Annotated in this window: 27 protein-coding genes; 14 read left to right on the top strand and 13 right to left on the bottom strand. The window is 41.7% G+C overall.

Annotated features, from left to right (window positions below):
• Positions 1 to 348: 348 nt before the first annotated feature.
• Positions 349 to 1,041 (top strand): peptide-methionine (S)-S-oxide reductase MsrA, encoded by a 693-nt coding sequence (gene msrA, locus AB1A65_RS08535; RefSeq protein ID WP_366587815.1) that lies wholly within the window; start codon positions 349 to 351, stop codon positions 1,039 to 1,041.
• Positions 1,042 to 1,140: 99 nt separating this feature from the next.
• On the opposite strand, the gene AB1A65_RS08530 is transcribed toward msrA, so the two are convergent.
• The 4 genes from AB1A65_RS08530 to AB1A65_RS08515 all read right to left on the bottom strand — a co-directional run bounded on the left by AB1A65_RS08530 (position 1,141) and on the right by AB1A65_RS08515 (position 4,263).
• Positions 1,141 to 2,583 (bottom strand): hypothetical protein, encoded by a 1,443-nt coding sequence (locus AB1A65_RS08530; protein ID WP_366587813.1) that lies wholly within the window; start codon positions 2,581 to 2,583, stop codon positions 1,141 to 1,143.
• A complete protein-coding gene (locus AB1A65_RS08525) occupies positions 2,555 to 3,160 on the bottom strand; it encodes a hypothetical protein (protein ID WP_366587810.1) in 606 nt (201 codons plus the stop codon). Before AB1A65_RS08525 ends, AB1A65_RS08530 begins: the two co-directional genes overlap by 29 nt.
• Positions 3,144 to 3,686, bottom strand: a complete 543-nt coding sequence (locus tag AB1A65_RS08520) for an RNA polymerase sigma factor (RefSeq protein WP_366587808.1) — start codon at positions 3,684 to 3,686, stop codon at positions 3,144 to 3,146. Before AB1A65_RS08520 ends, AB1A65_RS08525 begins: the two co-directional genes overlap by 17 nt.
• Before the next feature lie 151 nt (positions 3,687 to 3,837).
• Positions 3,838 to 4,263 carry an Ohr family peroxiredoxin gene (locus AB1A65_RS08515; RefSeq protein WP_366588072.1) on the bottom strand — a complete coding sequence of 142 codons (426 nt, stop codon included), beginning with the start codon at positions 4,261 to 4,263 and terminating at the stop codon, positions 3,838 to 3,840.
• A 208-nt stretch (positions 4,264 to 4,471) separates the two neighbouring features.
• Here AB1A65_RS08515 and meaB point away from each other — a divergent pair, with 208 nt between their 5' ends.
• From meaB to AB1A65_RS08500, 3 genes are read left to right on the top strand one after another with little or no spacing between them, the layout of a single operon-like run.
• Positions 4,472 to 5,515, top strand: a complete 1,044-nt coding sequence (gene meaB / locus AB1A65_RS08510) for a methylmalonyl Co-A mutase-associated GTPase MeaB (protein ID WP_366587806.1) — start codon at positions 4,472 to 4,474, stop codon at positions 5,513 to 5,515.
• Positions 5,516 to 5,550: 35 nt separating this feature from the next.
• The gene (locus AB1A65_RS08505; RefSeq protein ID WP_366587804.1) at positions 5,551 to 6,513 is read left to right on the top strand and encodes a glycosyltransferase family 2 protein; all 963 of its coding nucleotides are present in this window, start codon (positions 5,551 to 5,553) and stop codon (positions 6,511 to 6,513) included.
• A complete protein-coding gene (locus AB1A65_RS08500; protein ID WP_366587802.1) occupies positions 6,506 to 7,363 on the top strand; it encodes a lysylphosphatidylglycerol synthase transmembrane domain-containing protein in 858 nt (285 codons plus the stop codon). Before AB1A65_RS08505 ends, AB1A65_RS08500 begins: the two co-directional genes overlap by 8 nt.
• Here the strand turns inward: AB1A65_RS08500 and AB1A65_RS08495 are convergent.
• From AB1A65_RS08495 to AB1A65_RS08480, 4 genes are read right to left on the bottom strand one after another with little or no spacing between them, the layout of a single operon-like run.
• On the bottom strand, positions 7,360 to 9,018 hold the full coding sequence (locus AB1A65_RS08495) for a glycosyltransferase family 39 protein (protein WP_366587801.1): 1,659 nt from the start codon (positions 9,016 to 9,018) through the stop codon (positions 7,360 to 7,362). The two genes, AB1A65_RS08500 and AB1A65_RS08495, sit on opposite strands and share 4 nt — an antisense overlap.
• Positions 9,015 to 9,584, bottom strand: a complete 570-nt coding sequence (locus tag AB1A65_RS08490; protein ID WP_366587799.1) for a phosphatase PAP2 family protein — start codon at positions 9,582 to 9,584, stop codon at positions 9,015 to 9,017. Before AB1A65_RS08490 ends, AB1A65_RS08495 begins: the two co-directional genes overlap by 4 nt.
• Positions 9,584 to 9,811 carry a hypothetical protein gene (locus AB1A65_RS08485; RefSeq protein ID WP_366587797.1) on the bottom strand — a complete coding sequence of 76 codons (228 nt, stop codon included), beginning with the start codon at positions 9,809 to 9,811 and terminating at the stop codon, positions 9,584 to 9,586. Before AB1A65_RS08485 ends, AB1A65_RS08490 begins: the two co-directional genes overlap by 1 nt.
• Before the next feature lie 3 nt (positions 9,812 to 9,814).
• A complete protein-coding gene (locus AB1A65_RS08480) occupies positions 9,815 to 11,215 on the bottom strand; it encodes an MATE family efflux transporter (protein WP_366587794.1) in 1,401 nt (466 codons plus the stop codon).
• A gap of 291 nt (positions 11,216 to 11,506) precedes the next feature.
• Between AB1A65_RS08480 and AB1A65_RS08475 the strand changes: the two genes are divergently transcribed.
• A complete protein-coding gene (locus AB1A65_RS08475) occupies positions 11,507 to 11,899 on the top strand; it encodes a hypothetical protein (protein WP_366587791.1) in 393 nt (130 codons plus the stop codon).
• Positions 11,900 to 12,100: 201 nt separating this feature from the next.
• Here AB1A65_RS08475 and mazG read toward each other — a convergent pair whose 3' ends face one another.
• On the bottom strand, positions 12,101 to 12,874 hold the full coding sequence (gene mazG, locus AB1A65_RS08470; protein WP_366587788.1) for a nucleoside triphosphate pyrophosphohydrolase: 774 nt from the start codon (positions 12,872 to 12,874) through the stop codon (positions 12,101 to 12,103).
• A 162-nt stretch (positions 12,875 to 13,036) separates the two neighbouring features.
• Between mazG and AB1A65_RS08465 the strand changes: the two genes are divergently transcribed.
• From AB1A65_RS08465 to AB1A65_RS08455, 3 genes are read left to right on the top strand one after another with little or no spacing between them, the layout of a single operon-like run.
• Positions 13,037 to 13,912, top strand: a complete 876-nt coding sequence (locus AB1A65_RS08465; RefSeq protein WP_366587785.1) for an alpha/beta hydrolase — start codon at positions 13,037 to 13,039, stop codon at positions 13,910 to 13,912.
• A 25-nt stretch (positions 13,913 to 13,937) separates the two neighbouring features.
• Entirely contained in the window at positions 13,938 to 14,582 is a 645-nt protein-coding gene (locus AB1A65_RS08460; protein WP_366587783.1) for a GDSL-type esterase/lipase family protein, read from the top strand.
• Positions 14,583 to 14,597: 15 nt separating this feature from the next.
• Positions 14,598 to 16,172 (top strand): family 20 glycosylhydrolase, encoded by a 1,575-nt coding sequence (locus tag AB1A65_RS08455; RefSeq protein ID WP_366587781.1) that lies wholly within the window; start codon positions 14,598 to 14,600, stop codon positions 16,170 to 16,172.
• On the opposite strand, the gene AB1A65_RS08450 is transcribed toward AB1A65_RS08455, so the two are convergent.
• The 3 genes from AB1A65_RS08450 to ruvX all read right to left on the bottom strand — a co-directional run bounded on the left by AB1A65_RS08450 (position 16,173) and on the right by ruvX (position 17,808).
• Complete coding sequence (locus tag AB1A65_RS08450; RefSeq protein ID WP_366587778.1) at positions 16,173 to 16,616, bottom strand: DUF5606 domain-containing protein; 444 nt, start codon at positions 16,614 to 16,616, stop codon at positions 16,173 to 16,175.
• Between the two features lie 187 nt (positions 16,617 to 16,803).
• Positions 16,804 to 17,394 carry a peptide deformylase gene (def, locus tag AB1A65_RS08445; protein WP_366587775.1) on the bottom strand — a complete coding sequence of 197 codons (591 nt, stop codon included), beginning with the start codon at positions 17,392 to 17,394 and terminating at the stop codon, positions 16,804 to 16,806.
• A 3-nt stretch (positions 17,395 to 17,397) separates the two neighbouring features.
• Positions 17,398 to 17,808, bottom strand: coding sequence for a Holliday junction resolvase RuvX (gene ruvX, locus AB1A65_RS08440; RefSeq protein ID WP_366587771.1), 411 nt, complete (start codon positions 17,806 to 17,808; stop codon positions 17,398 to 17,400).
• A gap of 100 nt (positions 17,809 to 17,908) precedes the next feature.
• On the opposite strand from ruvX, the gene AB1A65_RS08435 reads away from it, so the two are divergent.
• Positions 17,909 to 18,724, top strand: coding sequence for a 2,3,4,5-tetrahydropyridine-2,6-dicarboxylate N-succinyltransferase (locus AB1A65_RS08435; protein ID WP_366587769.1), 816 nt, complete (start codon positions 17,909 to 17,911; stop codon positions 18,722 to 18,724).
• A 268-nt stretch (positions 18,725 to 18,992) separates the two neighbouring features.
• Positions 18,993 to 19,796 carry a glycosyltransferase family 2 protein gene (locus AB1A65_RS08430; protein ID WP_366587767.1) on the top strand — a complete coding sequence of 268 codons (804 nt, stop codon included), beginning with the start codon at positions 18,993 to 18,995 and terminating at the stop codon, positions 19,794 to 19,796.
• Here AB1A65_RS08430 and AB1A65_RS08425 read toward each other — a convergent pair.
• Entirely contained in the window at positions 19,778 to 20,611 is an 834-nt protein-coding gene (locus AB1A65_RS08425; protein WP_366587765.1) for a glycosyltransferase family 2 protein, read from the bottom strand. The two genes, AB1A65_RS08430 and AB1A65_RS08425, sit on opposite strands and share 19 nt — an antisense overlap.
• Positions 20,612 to 20,677: 66 nt before the next feature.
• On the opposite strand from AB1A65_RS08425, the gene AB1A65_RS08420 reads away from it, so the two are divergent.
• The 4 genes from AB1A65_RS08420 to AB1A65_RS08405 are packed head-to-tail and all read left to right on the top strand — an operon-like array spanning position 20,678 to position 24,498.
• The gene (locus AB1A65_RS08420) at positions 20,678 to 21,493 is read left to right on the top strand and encodes a zinc-binding alcohol dehydrogenase (RefSeq protein ID WP_366587763.1); all 816 of its coding nucleotides are present in this window, start codon (positions 20,678 to 20,680) and stop codon (positions 21,491 to 21,493) included.
• A gap of 3 nt (positions 21,494 to 21,496) precedes the next feature.
• Positions 21,497 to 22,057 (top strand): L-threonylcarbamoyladenylate synthase, encoded by a 561-nt coding sequence (locus AB1A65_RS08415; protein ID WP_366587760.1) that lies wholly within the window; start codon positions 21,497 to 21,499, stop codon positions 22,055 to 22,057.
• Positions 22,058 to 23,488: an HD domain-containing protein gene (locus tag AB1A65_RS08410; protein WP_366587758.1), complete on the top strand. Its 1,431-nt coding sequence runs from the start codon at positions 22,058 to 22,060 to the stop codon at positions 23,486 to 23,488.
• Positions 23,485 to 24,498 carry a COX15/CtaA family protein gene (locus AB1A65_RS08405; protein WP_366587756.1) on the top strand — a complete coding sequence of 338 codons (1,014 nt, stop codon included), beginning with the start codon at positions 23,485 to 23,487 and terminating at the stop codon, positions 24,496 to 24,498. The genes AB1A65_RS08410 and AB1A65_RS08405 overlap by 4 nt, the downstream gene beginning before the upstream one ends.
• Positions 24,499 to 24,527 lie beyond the last annotated feature (29 nt).

Genomic DNA, 24,527 nt, shown 5'->3' with positions numbered 1-24,527 from the left:
TATCGGCCAAATCCACTTTTCTGTCGGTGGAAATGCTCCGCTCAGGATTAAGTGCATTTTATCCTCGATGAACGTTTTTGGGTCCAAATACAGCATGGCGACGACATGTGCATTTCATCGATCATTGAAATGACCGTTCATCTGTAACTTACTGATATAAAGCTTGGTATTTGTAGGAAAAAGAGTACCATAAGTAAGAATTAGTTGTAGTAATTCATTGCATATTATCCTTCAAAATACTTTTCGGATTACTGGTCAGCCTACTCTGTTTTCATTCCGATTAACAAAATTTAACAGCATTTCAAGTAATTGTTGCTAACTTCTTCCCACTAAACAAAAAACGCTAAAATGAAAATTGTGGGAATTCCATTTTTACTACTATTGCTTTTCACCTCTTACGGGTGTCAATCCAAAGACAAATCCAAAAATCAAGAGCTTGTACAACAAGAGCACCTGGAAGCGCCAAAAAAAGAATCGCTCACCGCATCCCAACTGCAGGAATATGAAACCGCCTATTTTGCCAGTGGGTGCTTTTGGTGCGTAGAGGCTATTTTTGAAAGCGTAAAGGGAGTAAAAGAAGTATACTCCGGATATTCCGGTGGAACCGAAAAAAATCCAACATATGAGCAAGTTTCCTATGGTAGGACTACCCATGCCGAAGCTGTAGAAGTTTATTATGACCCTAAAGTGGTTTCATTCACCCAATTGGTACAGGTGTTCTTTGGTTCCCACGACCCAACCACCCTAAACCGACAAGGACCTGATAGAGGACCACAATACCGTTCCATAGCATTTTATAAAAATGAGGATGAGAAAAAAATCATAACCAACTACATGGCCAAGTTAAAAGAAGAAATGGTTTATGACAGACCCATTGTTACTGAAGTAAAAAAATTCGATACATTTTATATGGCCGAAGAGTACCATCAGGATTACGAAAGAAACAATCCGAACAATTCCTATATCAGAAACGTTTCCATCCCCAGATTGAACCGGTTTAAAGCCAATTTTCAATCGTACCTTAAAGAGGACACGCATTAAGGATATCAGTAAGAAAAAGTGTTGTAATTATTTGCTGACCAAGGATTTGGTCATAGGAAAGAAGTAGGCGTTTAGTTTGGGACAAGAGTGCAAGGCCTATTACTCCTTTAAGACCACCTCACTGTACTTGGAATTGATGGTAATGGATTTACCATTCTTATCGGCCATATGATAGCCTTTATGCACATTGGTGTTGAAATTTTTTGACGTTCCTATGGATATACTCTTGGGATAAGTAAATTCTGATGAGGTCTCATTGACATAGATTTTAAAGGGAACGTTGGGCACCTTGCAGTCCACTTCACCATTTTCTACCGTTATATCAATGTTGGAAAACCCTTCGGCTACGGAACCGATGTTCAGCGCCCCCAGACTACTGGTCACCAAAATATTATCTGCTAACCTTCCAATGACCACGTTGGAAGAGACCGAATTCAATTTCAGTTCTTTTACTTCTTTAAGATTTACCTCCTCCGAATAATCCGTTTTTAACTGTCCGTAATTCCATTGTTGCACCACAACGGGCGAATATGAGGCCTGGATGCTGGTTTTATCGCCATCAATGGTAGAAGCATGCAAGCTTGCGTATGACAAGCTTGCATTGATGTTCTTTGTATTGGCAGCCAATTTTACCTCACCATGCCGTACATCCATTTTTAGTTTGACGCTCTTGGGCATTTTAATCTTGATGCGCTTTTTTACTTTGTATTTCTTTCCCTCACCATCATCCGATGAGAAATAAAACACATTGGGCTCACCATTATTAATACTGATAACATGTCGTCTCACTTCTGCCTGCTGCTTCCTAACTTCCTCTCGCTGCTTTCGCATCTCTTCACGGGCTTCTTTACGTAGTTCCTGTTGTTCTTCAATCATCTCCTTGCGTTCTTCCATAAGTTCTTTCCGGTCCTCTTCAATATGCTTTCTATTTTCGGCATGTTCCTTGGCCACTTCCGCCATGGTTTCGCTCCACTCCTTAAAACGCTCTTTATACTCTTTATCAAAATTTTTGTCGAAGTCCTTTTTCCATTCCTTCAAATATTTGTCGCCGTCCTTTTTGTATGCATCATAATCAAAATCCATGTGTGGCATTGGAGGCATGGGCGGCATAGGAGGCAAATTTGGCATCACAATGATTTCTGGAAGCTCTGGGATTTCAGGGATTTCTGGAATTACAAAATCAAAATCCGGCATATCAAAATCATAGACAAAAGAAGCGTTACCCCCCCAAAAAGTCTCCCCTGTAGTGCGGATGGTAATTTCCTTGCTATTTCCTTTGATGGCCACCTGATCTTTCTCAAAATAGGATTTGATCTCCTCATCGGTAGCACCTTCCAACTCCACCACAGCGGTAACAACTACTTGGTCTTTGTCCCAAGTTTCAAACTCAATGTCCGCATAACTTGTATTAATGTCGATGACGGCATCTTTCTCCACATTGAAGGTTTCCGTGTAGGTTTTTGATTTCTCCTGCGCCTGACAGACCATTCCTGTCAGCACCAAGAGAAACCCACTAAATAATATTCGATGATTCCTGTTCATTTTTTGATGATTTTAATTGGTTTAACTTTGATTTCAATTTTTGTAGCAGTTGCAAGCGCAACTGTAGATTTTTAACCAGTGCCCCAATGGTTTGGTCATTGGGTCCCATTTCATTCAATTCTTTGTTCAATCGATTATATTCCCTATCCAATTCGGCCAATCGTTCCATATAACTGTCCATAACCTCCTTATTATTGGCATCAATTTCCAAATCGGACAACTCAAGATTGATGTTGGTTAGGTAATAATTCTCTACCTTCTTTAAATCCGGCGAAAGGTCTCCCAAAGAAATGCCCTCATATCCACCTTTGTCATTATTCGTTTCCACAACTTGGGAATCAGTGGTTTTTACATCACCCTCCTTGCTTGAAAAATAGTAGAAGGTTATCCCCAGAGCAACCACAACCGATGCTGCTATCTGCCACCAAACAGCATACCTTTCCTTCTCCTTAGTAGGTTCCTCCGATGGTATCTTTTCATCCAACTTGGATAGGAACCGGGCCTCATGCCCCTTTTTCATTGCGTAGGTCTTTTCCTCCCGTTCCTCCGTGAACATTTTTCTAAGATCCCGTGCCATACGTTTTTTCTTTTAATGATTCCTTTAATTGTAGCTTGCCCCGTAACAATCTCGTGCGCGAAGCCGCTTCCGTTATTTTCAATATTTGGGCTATCTCACCGTGGTCATACCCCTCCACCAGAAAAAGTTGAACCACATACCTATATTTATCAGGCAGCTCTTCAATGGTCTTTTTAACCTCTTCCAAGGAAATACCTTCATCAACATGCCAATCGGCCTCATCGGTAATGTGCAAATAGCTCTCGTTCAATTCCACCGTTCTTTGATTTTTTGATTTTAAAAAATCGATGCTCCCGTTCACCACAATCCGTTTTAGCCAAGCTCCGAAAGTTACTTCGCCCTGGAACTGTTCAATTCGTTGAAATGCCTTAATAAATGATTCCTGAACCACATCCTCCGCATCGTTTGAATTTTTCAAAAACCGCATGGCAACACCAAACATACCATCACAATATTGACGATACAGTTTTAACTGCGCCTCTCGGTCGTTGCGCTTACATTTTTCTACCAGTTCAATTTGAAACACGGTCAGTTTGCTGTTTTGGTTCGTAGTGGTTCTCCTTAAAGACGACGAAAAAAATGGAACGTTTCAGAATTTTGGATTTTAGATTGATTTTTAACAAAAAAATCCCGTTGATACATCAACGGGATTCTATTTTTCAAGGTGTTAGCTGAATTTATTCGTCCATCAACAAATTTAAATGCACCGTAATATTATCCCGAGTAGCCTTGCTATACGGACATATTTCGTGCGCAGCATTGATTATTTTTTCACCCATTTTTTTATCTACTGTGGGTAAATACGTGTCCAACGTGGCCTCTAAGAAAAACCCTTCTTCTTCCTTATTAAACGCTATCGTCGCTGTTACGTTAAAATCCCCAAGGTCATCCACTCCATGTTCCTTGGCCACAACCTCCAACGCACCCGCAAAGCAAGTGGAATAGGCAGCAGCAAAAAGTTCTTCCGGATTTGTGGATTTTGGGTCGGGTTTTCCTTTGGAATTGGGCATGCTGATATCAAAATCGAGAACACCGTCCTCACTTTGCACATGTCCTGCCCTTCCTCCTGTATTTGTGGCTTTTGCTTCAAAAATTGTCTTCATCATCTAATGTTTATAAGGTTCAAAATGTACCGGTTGACCAAAATCAACCATACCTAAGATGTAAAATACCATTTTGATTCTGGAACACCACCAAATCTGCTATTAAATTTTTGTGAAATGAAAAAACAGGACAAGACTGCTTGAATCCTCCTATACCATAACCCACAAAAACTTTATACCTTAGTGGTTAATCCGATGACCGTTACCCTTGGCAACCAAAAAAACGACACCACCTGATACTGTTTCCAAAATAAAGGCACTTCGTAAACAGGAAATTTCCGTTGAAGCCCTTACCGAAGGCATTTTTAACAATGACAAAGCCCTGTTGGCCAAGGCGATTACCCTATTGGAAAGTACCAAAGTCGAACATTATGAAAAGGCCAATGCTGTAATTGAAAAATGCCTATCCGTACCCAACAACAGTATTCGATTGGGAATTACCGGGGTCCCTGGGGTGGGAAAAAGTTCCTTTATTGAAACCTTGGGCACCACATTGACTTCCATGGGTAAAAAGGTGGCGGTTTTAGCGGTGGACCCTACCAGTTCCTTGAGCAAGGGCAGTATTTTGGGTGATAAAACCCGCATGCAGACCCTTTCCAAAGATTCCAATGCGTTTATTCGGCCTTCCCCTTCGGGGAATTCTTTGGGTGGTGTGGCCCAAAAGACACGGGAGAGTATTATGCTATGTGAAGCAGCGGGCTATGATGTGATTTTGGTGGAAACCGTGGGCGTGGGCCAGAGCGAAATTGCCGTGCATAGTATGGTGGATTTCTTTTTATTACTGAAACTTTCCGGTGCAGGGGATGAACTTCAAGGCATTAAACGGGGCATTATGGAAATGGCCGATGCTATCGCTATCAATAAGGCTGATGGTTCCAATCTGGAACGGGCCAAGCTGGCCGAAACTGAATTTTCAAGAGCGCTACATCTTTATCCGCCCAAAAAAAATGGGTGGGTTCCTAAAGTGATGCGCTGTTCAGCCACTGAGAATACTGGAATTAAGGAAATTTGGGAGTTGGTAAAACAATTCGTCACTCAAAACAAAGAAAATGGCCATTTTGAACAAAACCGAAAGACCCAAAACAAAAACTGGTTCCTTCAGACGGTTGATGAACATTTAAAGCAGTTTTTCCACCAAAAGGAGTCCTTCAAAAAGGAACAGGCTAAGATGCTCTCCGCTATCGAAAAAAATGAAATCTCCCCTTTTTATGCCGCTAAACTCCTCTTAGACAAAATCACCAAGGAACTTTAAATAAAAGCAATAAATTTGCACAGATCAATATCCGAATGAGCACTGTTACCGATTCCCTCCTATCCATAGTGGTTCCTTTGTACAATGAAGAGGACAACGTGGTCCTGTTGACCCAAAAGATTCATGAAAGTCTTGATGGGTACAACTATCAAATTGTATATGTGGACGACTTTTCTACGGATAAAACACGTCAGCGGGTCAAGAAAATGGATGATGACAAAGTCCATTTGATTGAATTGAAAAAGAACTACGGCCAAAGTTTGGCACTTGCCGCTGGACTTGATTATGCCGAGGGGGAATATATCATCACCATGGACGGCGATTTGCAAAATGATCCTTCGGATATTCCTCAAATGCTACAATACGCCGTAAGCGGAGAATATGATGTGGTCACAGGTATCCGTCAGAAGAGAAAGGATTCCTTGGTCAAAAAAATACCGTCCAAAATTGCCAATTTCTTGGTGCGAAGAGTGACCAAGTTGGACATTAAGGACAATGGTTGCGCCCTCAAGGTTTTCACTAAGGATATTGCCAAGGGTTTGAATCTTTATGGCGAAATGCACCGTTTCATTACACTTTTGGCTTACTTGGAAGGTGGACAAATCAAACAGGTGCCCGTAAAACACCATGCCCGCCATGCCGGGGTTTCCAAATATGGTCTGGAGCGGGTCTTTAAGGTAGTGGCCGATATGATGTTGCTGCTCTTTATCCGAAAGTATTTCCAGCGACCCATTCACCTATTTGGGATTTTTGGGGTGCTTTTGATTATTCTTGGCATCTTCATCAACATTTATCTGTTGATTGTGAAGCTTGGTTTTGGCGAGGACATCGGAAGTCGACCCTTACTTATTTTTGGGATGATGTTCATTTTGGGGGGTATTCAACTGTTCACTATTGGTATTGTAATGGAACTGCTTATCCGAACCTACTACGAATCTCAGCAGAAAAGGCCTTATCGCATCAAAAAAATTACTGTAGGAGACGGAAAAGATGCGTAAAAGGCTCATCACAGCGCTAAAATTCATCATCAGTGCAGCTCTGATCTACTTTATCTTCACCAAAATAGATCTACAAGACGTTTTACAGACGTTGCGGAAAAGCGACCCCCTTTATCTGATTCTGGCCCTAGTTTTCTTTGTACTTTCCAAAGGCTTGGCCGCACTCCGCCTGAACCTGTATTTTCATCAAATTGGGGCGAAAATCACCCAAATAAGCAATCTAAAGTTGTATTTGCAGGGGATGTTCTACAACCTTTTTCTACCGGGAGGGATTGGCGGCGATGCGTACAAAGGATACGTCATCCAAAAAGAATACCAGACAGGCACCAAAAAGGTAGTTTCCGTATTGCTTTTGGACCGTTTAAGTGGGATGTTACTGCTTTTTCTTTACGCCTGTGTTTTGGCACTGATTTCAACTAATCCATTTTTCAATGGACTTTTGGGGTTAGTTCTTTTGGCTATTCCGCTTAGCCTCATTGTTTTCTGGTGGATGAACTGGAAGTTCTTTTCCTATACCCTTCCCATTTTTTGGAAATCCGTTGGGTATTCAGCATTGGTGCAATTGGCACAATTGATATGCGTTCTCTTTATTCTGCAGTCCCTTTCCATAACTTTAGACGTCATTGAATACCTCTTTGTGTTTTTAATTTCCTCAATTGTTTCCGTGGTTCCACTGACCATTGGTGGTATTGGAAGCAGGGAAGTGACCTTCTTATATGGTGCAAAATGGCTGGGGTTGGATGCCAGCACCTCCATCGGCATAAGTTTTACCTTTTTCTTGATTACGGCTTTAATTTCTCTTATGGGGATTGTCTATCATTTCAGAAAACCTAGACTGGAAACCATCTAATCCAGTTGTACCAAGTGTACTTGTTCCAATTTCTTTTGACGGGTATTGGGGTTTAAGAACTTGATCTGTAATCGGGTGATTCTAAATTGATCCACGGTGATTTGTTCGTGCCAGTGGTACCCATTGTTGACAAGTTGTTCTAATTCTTGATCGGTAGCATAAATCCAGATGCCACTCTGATTCTCCAAATCGGAAACAGGGAGAATTTCTATGGGTTTTTGGTTATAAAAGTCCAAGGCCCATGTATGCCGCTCCGAAATTTTAAAGATTTTATCTACTGGAATCTGATGTTCTACTACTTTTTCAGCCATGGTGGAGCCGCCTTGGTATTGTAGCAATCGTGGATAAAAATGGGTGTTCAAAAGCCCGTTCAATAACAACGAACTGCAAACGGATATGGTTATAATCCGCAGATACAGCGCTTCCCGTTTCAAACAGAAATAGGTTATTACTCCAAGTATGGCAACCAACACAAAATAGCCGTGGTAATATTTGAATTTGAAAACGTAAAAACACACTAAAGCGGTAAAAACGAAGACCAGACTCAATATAAAATACTGGAAAACCAAAATTACCCTGGCCACTCTCCGCTTATCCTTTTCTTGTAAATGGAAGAGATAGGACGCTGAAAGAATGGCATACAACGGAATAAGAATATTCATGTAATGGGGTAACTTAAACTGAGCGAAGCTTATCAGTCCAAACAGAATGGTGATACCTCCCAAAGTCAAAAATTCCATTTTTTGATTGTATGCAAATTTCTGCTTCCAAAAAGTCCTCAATCGGGTCCAGTAAGCGATCAATGCCAGAACGGTCCATGGTAGAAAGACCCATAAAAAGGTGTGGAAAAAGAAAAAGAAGTCGCTACTGTTCTTTCCTACCCCTTCGCCGCTCATCCGTTCAAAACTTTGTTCCCAAAAAATAAAGAAGATCCCGCTTCGGTGGTCTTTACCTCGAATTACCTTCTCCGGATGTAAATCAAACTGAAGATAATAGGCATACAACATGGGCGCAATGGTGATTCCAAAGACCAACAGAGCAATAAGAACCTTCCAACTGAGCAACCGTTTCCATTTTTGGGTGTAGGCCAGATGGCAGAGCAATGAAACCCCAATGACCACTAAGGCAATCTGTCCTTTGGTGGAAAAGGCCATTCCCGCTCCAAATGCCCCCAAAACAAGATGTTTCAATGAATTTTTTTCAACATAAGCCGCCAATTGCCAAATGGCGAAAATGGCAAATCCGGTTAAAACAGCATCGGTTCGGACATCGATATTGGCGAGCACAATCGTCTGTGCTGTCATAAAAATTAACGAGGCAAAACGACCAACATCCTTGTTGTAGAGCAATTTTCCGAGACCAAAACAGCTGTAAGCCCCCAACAAGGTGGCCAAAATACCGGGAATTCGGTAGGCCCAATCGTGAATACCAAAAATTTTATAAGAAAGCGCAGCCAGCCAATAATGCATGTGGGGTTTATCCAGATACTCTTCTGTTCCCTTGATCAAGGTGAACCAATCATTCTCTTGGACCATACGCATGGCCATGACCGCAAATTGAGCAGAATCGTTTTCAAAAAGGGTCACGAACATTCCAGCGATGTACACCAGAACAATAAGGGCGAGTAAAAACCAGTATCTGGCCGTAGAGATCATGTACCCAATTTTTGGAATGCAAATATAGCCAACTTGGCAAACAACCATCCAAACAAAGCGCCCACTAGGGCGCCCGTCAGCACATCCAACGGATAATGAACCCCAATGTAAATCCGGCTATACGCTACCACGCAGGCCCAAAGTAGTAGGGCAATTCCAATAAACTTAACCTTTCCACGAAATAAAATCGAAAAAAAGACGGCAGGGCCGAATGAATTGGCAGCATGTGCCGAAAAATAACCGTACTGTCCCCCACAATAGCTTTTCACCAAACGCATCACACCACTGACCTCTGGGTCGTGGCAAGGGCGTAACCGCCCAAGTCCGTATTTAAAAAAGTTGGAAAGTTGATCCGTACACGTAATCAATAAGGCGACTGAAACCAAAATAATCCCAGTACGTTTCCAACCGTAAAATTTAATGGAGAGATACAGCAACAGTACATATAGCGGAAACGAACTTTTGGTATTGGTCATGAACATCCAAAAACCATCCCACGATGGGGTGCCGAGTCCGTTTAGGAATAAAAAGAGGTCTTTATCGTGCTGTAGGAGTTGCTCAAGCATTACGCATCATATCTTGAAACCTCTCTATCATAAAATGCCGTTGCAGCTTCAATCAAACTCTCGGTTTCGTCCATTAAGTCCGCTTCATCTTCTTTGGAGAACTCTTCCATCCACTCCACCTCATCATTTTCCAGATTGATAATAAATCGGGGGTATTCGGTATGGACAATGAAAATGGCGTCGGGAAAATCCGTATTATCGGCCAAAAGAAATTTGGGTAGTTCCATAAATTATGCATTGGGTCCCATTAGTTGGGAGTCATGTTCAGTTTTGATGAGTTTCTTGGTCAAATAGTGGAATCGAAGATACAACAATACCGCCGATGCTGTCAACCCCAGTAACAATCCTATCCAAATTCCCGTACTTGAAAAGCTGGTATGCAATCCGAGGTAGTAACATACTGGGAAGCCAATCAACCAATAGGCTACAAAAGTGATAAAAGTGGGTATTTTAACATCTTGCAACCCTCGCAATGCCCCTAGGACCACCACCTGCAATCCATCGGAGATTTGAAAAAACGCAGCGACCAGTAGCAATTTGGACGCAATGATGATCACCTCGGTATTGTCTGCCTGGTTGGCGATGTCATCCACATCCAAATAAATGGTGGGGAACCAATGTCTGCCCAAAAGGAAGAGTATGGCGAAGGCCACTTCCAAAATGAATGTCAAAAAGAAGATGGACTCTGCAATCCGCCGAAGTTCCCTAAAATTTTGCAATCCTTTCTGATTCCCAACCCTAACCATGGCTGCAACACTGAGGCCCATGCCCACCATAAAGGTCATACTGCTCAGGTTTAAGGCAATTTGGTTCGCGGCCTGGGCATTCTTCCCGAGTACCCCGCTCAACCAAATGGCCGCGGTAAAAATGGCCACTTCAAAAAACATCTGCATGGCTGAAGGAAACCCTAAATTGATGATTTTATGCATGACTTTTTTTTCAATCACCTTAAAATTGAAGTTGGTTACGTAGGTCTTAAATTTCTCTTTGCGTTTCAACAAAAACCAAATGTACCCCACCATGATAAAGCGTGAAGCCAAAGTCCCAATGGCCGCGCCGACAATACCCAACTTTGGAAACCCGAAGGAACCAAAAATGAGCAGGTAATTAAGGGTTATATTGACCACATTGGCCAAAATGGTGGCGTACATGGGGTATTTGGTCTGGGACAAGCCCTCAGAAAACTGTTTAAAAGCCTGAAATATGATCAGCGGCACCAAGGAAAAAGCGACCAGTTCCAAATAAGGGATGGCCAATTCCACCACTTCGGGAGGTTGTTCCATGTGTTGCAACAAAGGTTTGCACAACAATATGATGATAAAAAGGGAAACGCCCAATAGGGTGCAAAGTACCAGTCCATGTTTTAGGGCATTTTTGCCATCACCGGGCTTGCCTGCGCCATCCGCCTCGGCCACCAGAGGGGTAATTGCTGTGGAAAAGCCAATCCCCAAGGACATGGCAATAAATACAAAGCTATTGCCCAAAGAAACCGCCGCCAATTCCGCGGTGCCCAATTGCCCTACCATAATATTGTCTGCGAAGGCTACAAACGTATGCCCCAACATCCCCAAAATTACGGGATAGGCCAGCCTAAGGTTGTATGCGAATTCTCTGGTATATTGTTGGAACACTACGGTAACTTAAAGAGCACAAAGATAGCTGGATTGGCAAGATTTAAAATGTGTTTTTTTGATTTCTTTCTGAACGGGTTAACCTTATAAAAACAAGATATGGTCACCTAAAAAGCTTTTGCCATTGGTCAATCGTAAAGGTGTAATCATCAATTCCATCTGGAATTTTTGGTTTAAAAATCCTAACTTCACTTATCGGTCGATATAATTCACTTTGTACTGAGCGCAGTCGAAGTATTAAAAACGAATCATATCTTTTAACGTTGTGTACAATATCCACGAAACACTAAAATGAAAAAAATACTGATTTTAATATTAACTATTTTACCTCTGCCCTTACTCGGGCAACAATTGGAATGTTGCAAATCTGTTGAGGAAGTCGGAAAAGAAATAAATGGATATTGGAAAATGAAAAGTCCAGACAAAAATGAACAGTTAAAGTTTGAATTTAATAATGGAATTGGAAAATTTTGGAGGTATAAGTTTAACGAGAAAAACGATTTAATAGAAACCAAAGAAATTGACCAAAAATTAGAGATTTTTGAAACTAAATCTGGATTTGAAATGGACTGGAGCAACGGAAATAGAATTGGAACTTCAAAAATTAAAGTGTTAAATACGACAACTCTTGTCTTTGTGCGAAGAGACGGAAAAGAAACGGAATATTATAAAATTGCGGAATAAAAATACTGTACACAACACCGGCCATAGTTCATTGCTTCTGACTTTTCTCTCGGAAAGTCCTCGCAAATTTGCTATCTTCGGTTTACAGCGGAAAATCCTTGCGGATTTTCACGCAACGAGACCATAGCCAAACCAATCAGTTCAATACCAAAATTTCACCCGATTTTCTACCCTTTGGTATAAAGATTTATACGCTTTACATCATAGTTGTTTGGCCTCTTCCCAAAAAACATCCATTTCGGCCAAGGTCATTTCTTTTAGGGTTTTGCCAGATTCTTTGGCTTTCCCCTCCAAATATTGAAAGCGTTTGATGAATTTTTTATTGGTGCGTTCCAAAGCATTTTCGGGGTTTATATTCAAAAACCGGGCATAGTTCACCATGGAAAAGAGCACGTCACCAAACTCCGATTCAATTTTATCAGCATTGTTGGATTCCACCTCCACCTGCAACTCGCCCAACTCTTCCTTTAATTTTTCAAAGACCTGCTCGGGGTGTTCCCAATCGAACCCCACGCCGGCCACTTTTTCTTGGATTCGGTTGGCCTTGACCAAAGCGGGCAAGCTGTTGGGCACCCCTTCCAAAACACTTTTCTTGCCTTCTTTTAGCTTGATGTTCTCCCAGTTTTGTTTGACTTCGTTCTCATCCTGCACCTTTACATCGCCATAAATATGTGGGTGTCGGTTGATCAATTTCTCGCAAATTCCGTTGGCAACATCCGCAATATCAAAATCTTGGGTTTCCGAACCAATCTTGGCGTAAAAAACGATATGTAAAAGCAAATCACCCAATTCCTTTTTTACTTCCTCCAAATCATTGTCCAGAATGGCATCACCGAGTTCATAGGTTTCCTCAATGGTTAAATGGCGAAGTGTTTGCATGGTCTGCTTTTTATCCCAGGGGCATTGTTCCCGCAATTCGTCCATGATGTTTAGAAGTCGTTCCACTGCCTTCAGCTGCTCAGATCTAGCGTTCATCTATAAAATTTTATTTAAAAGTACAAAGACCGTAAATAGCATAGGTTGATTTTTTATCCATAGTTATAAAGACTGTGAATCATAGAAAATAACAAAGTAAGGGTAGCGGCATTAACAATAGTGCGGTGGTGAAAATTGTACATTTGAAGAAACACCAATAACATGAAGACACTTTTATTCTTAACATTAGTATGTTGTGGGTTTTTCTTGAATGCACAGGAAATTATAAAACTGCCCAACACTGAAACACCTCCCGTAACTTGGGAAACCGCAGAAAACGAATACTTTTCGAACATCTGGAATACCCAAGTCGTCACCAATGTATCGGAACCCACCATGCAGGTTTTTCGACCCAAAGATGAAATCAATACCGGAACTTCCGTAATTGTAGCGCCTGGGGGTGGATTGTTTGCCCTAAGCATCAACAGTGAGGGCAATGACGTGGCCAAATGGTTGAACGAAAAAGGCATCACCGCTTTTGTTTTGAAATATCGGTTGGTACCCACTGGACAAGATGCAGTGGCAGAAATCGAGAACGATGCTTCCAAAGAACCCGAAAAATTTATGGAACGGGTTACCACGGTGCTTCCCTATTCCATAAAAGATGGACTCAACGCCGTAAAACATGTCCGTGAAAATGCAGATACCTATGGAATCAATCCGAATAAAATAGGATTTATGGGGTTCTCAGCAGGCGGAGCTGTAACGGTTGGTGTGGGCTACAACTATACCGAGGAAAGTAAACCCAATTTTTTGGTGCCTGTGTACTATTGGTCCAGTGTGGTTCCTTTGGAAAAACCCAAGGAAGATGCACCACCCATGTTCTTGGTCTGTGCTTCGGATGATCCTTTGGGATTGGCACCGGGAACCATTGCCCTGTATTCTTCATGGCTTGAAGCTGGAAAAACGGTGGCCCTGCACATGTACAGCAAGGGCGGACATGGGTTTGGAATGCGAAAGCAAGGGTTACCGTCCGATTCGTGGATAGAGCGTTTTTATGACTGGAGCAAAACACAAGATTTGGTCAGTGACTATTAATCCCTATCACAAAAAACACGTCGGCATGAAAAAACTACTCATACTACTCTTATTTCTACCTTATTTCGGAATTACCCAAGCTCCCAATCGTTTTGATGACGAGGTCTTGGAAATCCAAAAAAAGAACGATTCCGTTTGGGATGCGTCAAAGCCCACATTGGTGTTCACAGGCAGTTCCAGTATTCGAATGTGGAAAGATTTACAGGAAAGATTTCCTGACCAACAGATATTAAATACTGGATTCGGTGGTTCTCAATTCTCGGACCTAGAATTGTATTTGGATGAATTAATCCTCAACTACAACCCAATCAAAGTCTTTATATATGAAGGGGACAATGACGTCAGTGCCAAGGTGAGACTAAGAACCATTGTGGATACTTCGGAGCGCATATTGAGTGTTCTTCAACAAAAAAAACAGGGAATGGAGATTGTGCTGATTTCGCCTAAACCCAGCATTTCTAGATGGAAATTAAGAGGAAAGTACAGACGGTTAAACCGAAAACTGAGTCGACTTGCAAAAAAAACCGATGGGGTTGATTTTATTGATGTGTGGTACCCCATGCTCGACAAACGAAAAGTAAAACAGGACATTTTCATTGAAGATGGCCTACATATGAATACCAAAGGCTACGATATCTGGTACGAGGTATTGAAAAACCATGTCAATTAACTAATCAAGAAAACTGTGATCAGAAGAACCTTACTGCTCCTTTCCGTTATTGTTTGCATAGCGGCTTGCCAACCCGAAAAAAAAGAAATCCTATTCCCCAAAACGGACCTAGCAACGGTTCCGCTGATTCCAAAACCCGTAAAAACCGTGGCCACCCACAGTGCCTTCGGATTGGACTCCAATACAGTAATTTACACCACAACACAGGACCCTGCGTTTGAGAAAGTGGGACAATTTCTTTCGGAAAAAATAAAAGGGAAACTAGGGTTGGACCTTGCAGTAAATGCTTCGGATTCCGAGAAATTGGAACGGTTGATCTATATCAATCAATCAGATAGTACGGATTTGGAAACTCCAGAGTCCTATCAATTGTATGTGCAAAAGGACACCATTTTTGTCAATGCCAAAACCGCTGCCGGAGCGTTCCGTGGTATCCAAACGTTGCGACAGCTTATCCCGGAAAAAAGTAATGATACACTTACGGACCATCCGCTGTGGTTAATTCCTACCGGTAAAATTATGGATGCTCCAAAATTTGAATATCGTGGTGCTATGCTGGATGTAGCTCGTCATTTTTTTACTGTTGAGGAGGTGAAAAAGTACATCGATATTCTGGCCTACTACAAGTACAACAGTATTCATTTGCACTTATCTGACGACCAAGGATGGCGCATTGAGATAAAATCGTGGCCCAAGCTCACTGAGGTTGGTGCCAAAACCGAAGTTGGCGGTGGTGAAGGAGGATTTTATACCCAAGATGAGTATAAGGAATTAGTCCAATATGCTGCAGATAGGCACATGACCCTGATTCCTGAAATTGATATGCCGGGTCACAGCAATGCCGCTTCCCTGAGCTATCCGTTTCTCAATGGAAATGGGAAACCACTAAAACCTTACACGGGAACTCGGGTTGGCTTTAGCACTTTTGACGCGAGAAAGGACACTGTCTATAGCTTTTTGGATGATGTTATTGGTGAAATCACAGCCATTACACCTGGTCCTTACTTTCATGCAGGTGGAGACGAAACCCATGCCACCAAAAAGAGCGATTACATCTATTTCGTAGAAAAAGTGGAAGAGCTTGTCCAAAAGCATGGTAAAAAAATGATTGGATGGAACGAGATTGCCCAAGCCAAACTGGACCCCTCCTCCATTGCACAACTTTGGAACGAATCGCATAGTGCCATAAAAGCCGCTGAAAATGGATTGAAAGTGATTCTTTCCCCATCCGAGCGGACTTATGTGGATATGAAATACGATTCCATTTCTGAATATGGACTCACATGGGCAGGGTTTATCCCAGTTGATGTGGCCTATAATTGGAACCCTGAAACCTATGTGGAAGGTTTGCCGCGAGAAAGCATCTTAGGCGTTGAGGCTCCTTTGTGGTCAGAGACCATCAGCAACAGTGCCGAACTGGAATATTTGGCATTTCCACGCGTCATCGGAATTGCAGAATTGGGTTGGTCCCCAGCTGAGCATTGCAATTGGGACGATTACAAGCAGCGCTTGGCCCAACAGGTTCCGTACTTAAATCAAATGGAAATAAACTATTATCCAAGTCCTTTGGTAGACTGGAAGGAAGAATAATTATTCTTCTTCTGCAGAGGCCACGGAAGTAGTTTCTTCCTCAGCATCCTCTTCTGTAACAAAGTCTGAAATATTGTTATCGATGAGGATGTTGTACCATTGGATGATTTTCTTAATATCGCTGCCATACACACGGTCCTCATCATAGTTGGGCAGAATTTCGAAGAAATATTCCTCCAATTCAATTTTTTCCGCCTTGTGGCTGATGCTGGTTTTTTTGCCGTCCTCTTTTTCCTTTATCTTTTGGAAAACTTCACGAAGGGGCACTTCTTCCTCCAAAGTGTAGATGGCTATTTCAGAAAGGACACTGACATTACTTCTTATCCCAACGGTAACTCGTTTTCCGTCCAAAAGGGATTCCCCAACAAAACCACTTCTTGTCTGGGTCAATAATTTGTAAAGTCCGGGCTTACCGCCAATTGATAAAATTTTGTCCAATGCCATTCAAAATAATTTTATGCTTGTTATATTCTAATCGTATCAGTAAGCTTGTTTTGTCTTCTTGAGCGCAGTCGAAAGACTGACAAAACATCTCGACTGCGCTCGATGTGACATCTCTAGCCACTTGCACTATTAAGTATGAACGATTTCTGCGCGCAAAAATATAGTATTCTCGGAAACGCCAGTTTTTTTAACGTCCTTTTTTGATATTGGGGAACCGCATTTTGTAGTCCACTGCGATTTTCCCTTTTGAAATTTTCTCCAGCCTGCTCTTCAATAAGCGTTTTTTTAAAGAAGATAGCTTATCTGTGAACAAAACACCTTGAATGTGGTCATATTCATGTTGAATGACCCTTGCCAATAAGCCATCATAGGTTTCGGTATGAGGATTAAAATTCTCATCCAAGTAGCTAATAGTGATTTCGGGTTTTCTTTTCACATCCTCACGAATATCCGGAATACTCAAACAACCTTCGTTAAAATCCCATGCAGTCCCTACTTCCTCTTCAATTTTAGCATTGATGAAAACCTTTTTGAAACCTTTTAAGGCTTCTTGGTCCTCCTTACTCAATTCCTCATCATCGGAAAAAGGAGTAGTATCCACCAAAAACAAACGAATGGGTAATCCCACCTGGGGGGCGGCCAATCCCACTCCATGGGCATTGTACATGGTCTCCCACATATTGGTGATCAATTCGTCCAATTTTGGATATTCTGAAGTAATATCCTTTGCCATTTTTCGTAAAACGGGGTCCCCGTATGCAATAATGGGTAAAATCATAAACTACATTCTGTTAAGATATGCCTGCAAAATGAGCGTGGCACTTATTTCATCTACTAAGCTTTTATCTCGGCGTTTTTTCTTTTTCACTCCACTGTCTAACATGGACTGGAATGCCATTTTGGAGGTAAACCTTTCGTCTTGGCGCTCCACAGGTATTTTGGGAAACCTCCCAGCCAGTTTTTTTAAAAAAGGTTGAATCAATGCTTCTGATTCCGAGGGTGTATTGTCCATTTGTTTGGGTAACCCCACCACAATTCGTTCCACGGGTTCCTTTTCAAAATAATCTACAAGAAAGGGAATCAAGTTCTTGGTTTCAACCGTGGTCAATCCAGAAGCAATCAATTGAAGTTCATCAGTAACCGCAATTCCAGTTCTTACCTTTCCATAATCCAACGCCAAGATTCTAGCCAAACCAAAATTTTTGGCAAAAATAACCTTAAAAATGTTATGCCCTTAAAATAAGCCCCATTATTCTGACAAGGGGACTATCTTTGTCCAAATTTTAAGTAAAATGACAGATTTACGGGGACTTATTGAAAAAGCCTGGGACAACAGGGAATTGTTAAAAGAAGAAAAGACGCAAACAGCCATAAGAGAAGTAATTGATTTAATTGATAGGGGCGAATTGCGTTGCGCAGAACCCACTGCAGATGGATGGCAAATCAATGAGTGGGTGAAAAAGGGCGTGGTGCTGTATTTCCCCATACAGAAAATGGAAGTATTGGAAGCTGGCATTTTTGAGTATCACGATAAAATTCCGTTGAAAAAAGGGTATCAAGAGAAAGGGGTTCGTGTGGTTCCACATGCCGTTGCCCGGCATGGCGCCTATATTTCCAAAGGAACCATTCTTATGCCCAGCTATGTGAATATTGGCGCTTATGTGGACGAGGGTTCCATGGTGGACACCTGGGCTACCGTAGGTAGTTGTGCCCAAATTGGTAAAAATGTCCACTTGAGCGGAGGTGTTGGTATAGGTGGTGTTCTAGAGCCCTTGCAAGCCGCACCAGTCATTATAGAAGATAATGCCTTCATTGGTTCACGTTGTATTGTGGTTGAAGGTGTACGAGTGGAGAAAGAAGCCGTTTTGGGTGCCAACGTGGTCTTGACGGCCTCTACCAAAATCATTGATGTCACCGGAGATAAGCCGGTAGAATTAAAAGGTAGAGTTCCGGCCAGGTCTGTGGTCATTCCTGGAAGCTATACCAAAAAGTTCGCCGCAGGGGAATATCAAGTGCCCTGTGCTTTAATCATTGGAAAACGCAAGGAAAGTACGGACAAGAAAACTTCTTTAAACAATGCTTTAAGGGAACATGATGTTGCCGTATAAGCCTATTGTTTAGAAGTTTACCAATAGTCTTTTTAAAATCCATTCGCATTTACTGGTTTTTGGTCTATTTTTTTCATCAAAAAAAGCAACCAATCTTAATCATACTACTCTATTCAGTGTAACAACGTCCTTTATTTTTTCAATTTTAACATGAAAAAAGTAGGGATTTGACATTTTTGATTGTTGTAAGAAAAATAAGCGGCTAAACAATTTTTGCCCTGTTTTTTTGTTATAGTTTTGTAAAACCAAACCGCGTACCCAATAAATTATGGCTGGATTGAGCACCCCAAAGCAAAAAATATCAGCACTCATTATCACCTACAATGAAATGGGTTACATTGAAAAATGTATAGATTCTGTTTCATTTGCAGATGAGATCATCGTTGTTGATTCCTATAGCACGGATGGCACTTATGAGTATTTAATGAATCATCCCAAGGTAAAAGTGATTCAAAATCCTTTTGAGAATTTTACGGCTCAAAAGTCCTTCACTTTAAAGCAAGCTTCAAACGATTGGATTCTATTTTTGGATGCTGATGAGGTGGTGAGCAAAGCGCTGCAAATGGAAATTGTGGAGACTATCAACAATCCAAATGCCTGCGAAGCCTATTGGTTCTACCGCAAATTCATGTTCAAAAATAGCACCTTGAATTTTAGTGGTTGGCAAACAGATAAGAACCACCGACTTTTCAGGAAAAGTAAAGCACACTTTACAGACAGGAAGATTGTTCATGAAACTTTGGAAGTGGATGGCAAATCTTGTATTCTTAAAGAAAAGCTTACCCATTATTGCTACAAAAACTACGAGGATTATAAGGGTAAAATGCTCCGATATGGCCAACTCAAGGCCAAAGAAGATTTCTACAAGGAAAAGCATTTTAATTACGTATTGATGTTGATAAAGCCTTTGTGGAAATTTTTCAACCACTATATTTTAAGACTTGGCATTTTAGATGGCAAAAAAGGAGTTACCATTTGTTATTTGAATGCCTTGGGCGTTTTGGAACGATACAGAGAGCTAAAGCGCTTGGAAAAGAAAAATGAGCTTGCTTATTATTTGGTAATGCCATAGTGGGTCCAGACCACTTTACCGGACCTAGTCTCCTTTCTGATAGCCTGATTCTTTGCAATGGATTCTGGGGTTTTGTATCCTCTTTTGTGGTCTAAATGCACACAAACAGCGCTATAACGCAATTGTTTTGATTTAATTCCAAAATTGAACAAACGTTCACCCAACTCCCGATCCTGACCGCCATACTGCATCCGCTCATCAAAACCGTTTACATTTAAAATGTCCTTTTTCCAGCCCGAGGAATTATGACCGTTCCAACTGGCATTGGTAGGGGTAAATGTGTTTAAAAGCTTGGATATAAACCCACTGGCGGTAAGTTTGTTGTTCTTAAAGGTCTTTGGAACCCCTTTTTCCTTGAGCCAATGGATGTTAAAGCAATTCTGCTTTTCAATATCTTCCAAGGTAATCAATTTGGAAATGTTCATAGGGAGCATGTAGTATCCCCCAGAAATAAAATAGCCCTGTTCCTTATTGATATAGTGTACTTCAACAAAATCCTCCCGGGGAATACAATCCCCATCGGTCATGATAATGTACTCCGCATTACAGGCTTCCACAGCCTTATTGAGAATTCTTGATTTTTGAAAACCGTCATCTTCCTGCCAAACGTGAACTATAGGGTAAAACACCTCTTTGGACATTTTCTCCAACAGCTCCTTGGTCTTGGGGCCAGACCCATCGTCTGCGACCACAACCTCAAAATCCCTGAATATCTGACAATTAAATCCCCATAGCACCTTCTTCAACCATTCCTCGGCATTGTAGGTGCTAACAATTACAGATATCTTGGGTGTTTCCCGTTCGTTCTGGTTCATCTTGGCAAAAATAGAAATATTAAATGTTATCGCATATCCTTATTTTAGCTTATCCAAAATTCTACAATGAAGGTCAAAGAAATTCCGGTTTCACTATTCAATCAAACGCGACTTACTTGGCAATCACACAAAAAAATGGGGATGGGAAAAGAAGTCATCCCTGTTATCGTCTCTTTGGCCTCCATTCCATCTCGGCTAAGAATCGTTCATATTACCATACGAAGCATCCTCGACCAAACTGTGCTGCCCGAAAAAATAATCCTATGGCTCCATCAGGATTTAGAGAAACGTATTCCCAAAAAACTCTCTGAATTGACAGGAGATAGGTTTTCCATCAAGTTTACCAGCTATTCCAGTTCACACAGAAAACTGGTGGAGCCTCTTCAAATATTCCCCAACATGGTAATCATTACCTGTGACGACGATATGATATATCGCAAAAATTGGCTGTCAAATTTGTACAGGGCCCATTTAGACACCCCTAATTGTATCATCGGAAATCAAACCCGATGTATCAGCTATGATGCTAAAAACAAATTGCTTCCCTACAAAGACTGGAGCTCTGGAACCAATTCATGTCCCAACCCCCATACCGTGCTTCCCATAGGCGCTGGAGGAACCCTTTACCCACCAAATGTGTTGGATAATAGAGTTTTGGACCAAGAACTTTTTCTAAAATTAACTCCAAAAGCAGACGACCTATGGTTTAAAGCTATGGGTTTATTAAAAGGAACACTATCTATAAAATCCAAATACCACACAAAAGAACCAATTCCTATTTGGGGATCGCAAAAGGTCTCGTTGAAAAAATCCAATATTGAAGGAGACAAAAATAGAACCCAGTGGCAGGCCCTGACCGATTATTTTAAACTTAAATTTTAGCCCTTGACCGAAGAAATCAACAATTGCATTAAAGAATTAAAGGCCGGAAACCTAATCCTCTACCCTACTGATACGGTTTGGGGTATTGGCTGTGACGCTACCAATCCAGAGGCCGTTAAAAAAGTGTACGCCTTAAAAAAACGAGAGGATACCAAAGCACTCATCTGTTTGGTAGCGCACCAAGCCATGTTGGAACGCCACGTAAAAGAAGTGCCGGAAGTGGCTTACGACATCATGGATTTAGCCACCAAACCCACCACCATTGTTTTTGATGCACCTAAGGACGTGGCCCAAAATCTAATTGCTGAAGACAATACGCTGGCCATTCGGGTGGCATCGGACAAATTCTGCCAGTACCTCATCAACAAATTTGGAAAACCCATTGTATCCACATCAGCGAACATTTCAGGAGAACCGACCCCAAAAAGGTTCAAGGATATCAGTCCCGAAATTTTAAAAGGAGTGGACTATGTGGTAAATTTGCAGGATGAAAAACAAGACCCTTCCCCATCTTCCATCATTAAATTGAGTAATGACGGACAGGTGAAGGTAATTCGGGAATAAATGACGGAGGAATTCCACAAAAATGCCATTCAAGACCCTATTTTTCAGCTCATTGGCCAAACCGCCGATGAATTGGGGGTAGATGTCTATGTGATTGGTGGATTTGTTCGCGACTATTTCTTAAAAAGAGGAACCCCGAAAGATATTGATGTGGTAGCCGTGGGCAGTGGCATTCAATTGGCCAAAAAAGTAGCTTCCAAACTAAAAGGCAAACCCGAAGTTTCGATCTTCAAGAATTTTGGAACGGCCATGATCAAGCATCAAGGTCTGGAACTTGAATTTGTGGGTGCTCGAAAGGAAAGCTACCATCGTGATAGCCGAAAACCTGTTGTGGAGGACGGTACGCTGGAAGACGACCAAAACCGGCGTGATTTCACCATCAATGCCATGGCATTGGCTCTGAACAGCGCCAATTTCGGACAACTTTTGGACCCATTCGGTGGTTTGGATGATTTGGACAAGAAAATCATACGTACGCCTTTGGAACCCGGCATCACCTATTCAGATGACCCGCTGCGGATGATGCGTGCCATCCGTTTTGCTACGCAACTGCATTTTACAATAGAACTGAAGTCGCTCCAAGCCATTACCGAAAACAAAGACCGTATAAAAATTATTTCCAAGGAGCGTATTGTGGATGAACTCCATAAAATATTGATGAGTCCAAAACCTTCCTTGGGTTTCAAACTCATGCACCAAACTGGGTTGTTGCCCCTTATTCTTCCCGAATTGACTGCCCTACAAGGCATTGAGGAGATTGAAGGCCAACGCCACAAGGACAATTTTTGGCATACCTTAGAAGTTGTGGACAATATTTCCGAGACAACCGACAACCTTTGGTTGCGCTGGGCGGCATTGTTACACGATATCGGAAAGGCACCAACAAAAAAATTCCATAAAAAAATCGGTTGGACCTTTCACGGACATGAGTTCGTGGGATCAAAAATGGTATACAAACTTTTTAAACGCATGCGGATGCCACTGAATGACAAGATGAAGTTCGTTCAGAAAATGGTTTTGATGAGTTCCCGACCCATCATTTTGGCTGAAGAACATGTCACCGATTCCGCGGTACGGCGATTGGTCTTTGATGCCGGGGATTATGTCGATGACCTTATGACCTTATGCGAGGCCGACATCACTACCAAAAATCCAAGGAAACAGCGAAAATACAAGAATAACTTTCAGTTGGTACGTCAAAAAATAGTGGAGGTTGAAGAACGTGACCATATCCGAAATTTTCAACCCCCGGTTTCTGGTGAGGAAATCATGCAGACCTTCAATCTTCAGCCTTCCAAGGAAATCGGAATCATTAAAGATGCCATCAAGGAAGCTATTCTGGAAGGTGAAATTCCAAACGACTATGAAGCCGCTTATCAATTTATGTTGGAAAAAGGCAAACAACTGAACCTAAAAGTCCATTCAGAATGAAAAAGAACAAATATGTGGTGTACTGGTTATTGACCGGCTGTGTGCTCATTTTTATCATGGTTTTGGTGGGCGGTATCACGCGACTCACGCATTCGGGACTCTCCATATCAGATTATAAACTGATTCAGGGCACCTTGCCTCCCATGAACGAACAAGCCTGGGAAGAGGCCTTTGAACTCTATAAGCAATATCCCGAATATCAAAAACTCAATTCCCATTTTGACTTAGAGGATTTTAAAGAGATTTATTTCTGGGAATGGTTGCACCGGGTCATTGGTCGATTTATTGGAATTGTCTTTATCCTGCCCTTCCTCTACTTTCTTTTTACCAAAAAATTGGACAGGCCTACCATCAAAAAATGTTTGGTGCTGCTTTTTTTAGGCGGATTTCAAGGCTTTTTGGGCTGGTACATGGTAAAAAGTGGACTGGTAGACCGCCCAGATGTATCCCACTTTCGGTTGGCGGCGCATTTAACCACTGCATTTATCACGTTTGCGTATAGTCTTTGGGTTGCGCTAGACCTTATCTATCCAACCCAAAAAGAAATTAAGAAGCCTATTCGAAACTTGATTCGCATTACCTATGCGCTTCTGCTACTCCAAACTATCTGGGGTGCTTTTGTCGCTGGGCTGGATGCCGGCTTTATCCATAACCACTGGCCACTGATGAGCGAGGGAAAATTGATTCACGAAACGGTGTATATTGAACAACAGCCAGTCATTAAAAACTTTTTTGAGGGAAAAAGTGGTGTACAGTTCGTTCATAGGTATATGGCCTATATCGTCGTAGGTTTCATCGCTCTAATTTGGGTACGATCACGAAAAATTCAGCGGACTCCCCTACAGGAAAAAGGATTGCAATCCTTGGTTTTTTTGGTATTTCTCCAATTTGTATTGGGTGTATTGACCATAATTTACGCCGTTCCACTATGGTTGGGTGTAGCCCACCAAATTGGCGCATTTTTCTTGTTGGCCGCTATGACGTTTACCCTTCATCGATTCTCCAAATAAGATTGAATTGTCGTAAATTTGTGCCCACT

This window comes from Allomuricauda sp. ANG21 (genome assembly GCF_040705235.1).
Taxonomy (GTDB): Bacteria; Bacteroidota; Bacteroidia; order Flavobacteriales; family Flavobacteriaceae; genus Flagellimonas; species Flagellimonas marina.
Note: the sequence above shows the minus strand (reverse complement) of the source record. Positions and strands in the feature narration are given on the sequence as shown.

Excerpts from the sequence above, each read along its gene's own strand:
- msrA (WP_366587815.1), top strand. The coding sequence starts at position 349 with ATGAAAATTGTGGGAATTCCATTTTTACTACTATTGCTTTTCACCTCT.
- AB1A65_RS08530 (WP_366587813.1), bottom strand. The coding sequence starts at position 2,583 with ATGAACAGGAATCATCGAATATTATTTAGTGGGTTTCTCTTGGTGCTG.
- AB1A65_RS08525 (WP_366587810.1), bottom strand. The coding sequence starts at position 3,160 with ATGGCACGGGATCTTAGAAAAATGTTCACGGAGGAACGGGAGGAAAAG.
- AB1A65_RS08515 (WP_366588072.1), bottom strand. The coding sequence starts at position 4,263 with ATGAAGACAATTTTTGAAGCAAAAGCCACAAATACAGGAGGAAGGGCA.
- AB1A65_RS08505 (WP_366587804.1), top strand. The coding sequence starts at position 5,551 with ATGAGCACTGTTACCGATTCCCTCCTATCCATAGTGGTTCCTTTGTAC.
- AB1A65_RS08500 (WP_366587802.1), top strand. The coding sequence starts at position 6,506 with ATGCGTAAAAGGCTCATCACAGCGCTAAAATTCATCATCAGTGCAGCT.
- AB1A65_RS08495 (WP_366587801.1), bottom strand. The coding sequence starts at position 9,018 with ATGATCTCTACGGCCAGATACTGGTTTTTACTCGCCCTTATTGTTCTG.
- AB1A65_RS08490 (WP_366587799.1), bottom strand. The coding sequence starts at position 9,584 with ATGCTTGAGCAACTCCTACAGCACGATAAAGACCTCTTTTTATTCCTA.
- AB1A65_RS08485 (WP_366587797.1), bottom strand. The coding sequence starts at position 9,811 with ATGGAACTACCCAAATTTCTTTTGGCCGATAATACGGATTTTCCCGAC.
- AB1A65_RS08475 (WP_366587791.1), top strand. The coding sequence starts at position 11,507 with ATGAAAAAAATACTGATTTTAATATTAACTATTTTACCTCTGCCCTTA.
- mazG (WP_366587788.1), bottom strand. The coding sequence starts at position 12,874 with ATGAACGCTAGATCTGAGCAGCTGAAGGCAGTGGAACGACTTCTAAAC.
- AB1A65_RS08465 (WP_366587785.1), top strand. The coding sequence starts at position 13,037 with ATGAAGACACTTTTATTCTTAACATTAGTATGTTGTGGGTTTTTCTTG.
- AB1A65_RS08460 (WP_366587783.1), top strand. The coding sequence starts at position 13,938 with ATGAAAAAACTACTCATACTACTCTTATTTCTACCTTATTTCGGAATT.
- AB1A65_RS08450 (WP_366587778.1), bottom strand. The coding sequence starts at position 16,616 with ATGGCATTGGACAAAATTTTATCAATTGGCGGTAAGCCCGGACTTTAC.
- def (WP_366587775.1), bottom strand. The coding sequence starts at position 17,394 with ATGATTTTACCCATTATTGCATACGGGGACCCCGTTTTACGAAAAATG.
- AB1A65_RS08435 (WP_366587769.1), top strand. The coding sequence starts at position 17,909 with ATGACAGATTTACGGGGACTTATTGAAAAAGCCTGGGACAACAGGGAA.
- AB1A65_RS08430 (WP_366587767.1), top strand. The coding sequence starts at position 18,993 with ATGGCTGGATTGAGCACCCCAAAGCAAAAAATATCAGCACTCATTATC.
- AB1A65_RS08425 (WP_366587765.1), bottom strand. The coding sequence starts at position 20,611 with ATGAACCAGAACGAACGGGAAACACCCAAGATATCTGTAATTGTTAGC.
- AB1A65_RS08420 (WP_366587763.1), top strand. The coding sequence starts at position 20,678 with ATGAAGGTCAAAGAAATTCCGGTTTCACTATTCAATCAAACGCGACTT.
- AB1A65_RS08410 (WP_366587758.1), top strand. The coding sequence starts at position 22,058 with ATGACGGAGGAATTCCACAAAAATGCCATTCAAGACCCTATTTTTCAG.
- AB1A65_RS08405 (WP_366587756.1), top strand. The coding sequence starts at position 23,485 with ATGAAAAAGAACAAATATGTGGTGTACTGGTTATTGACCGGCTGTGTG.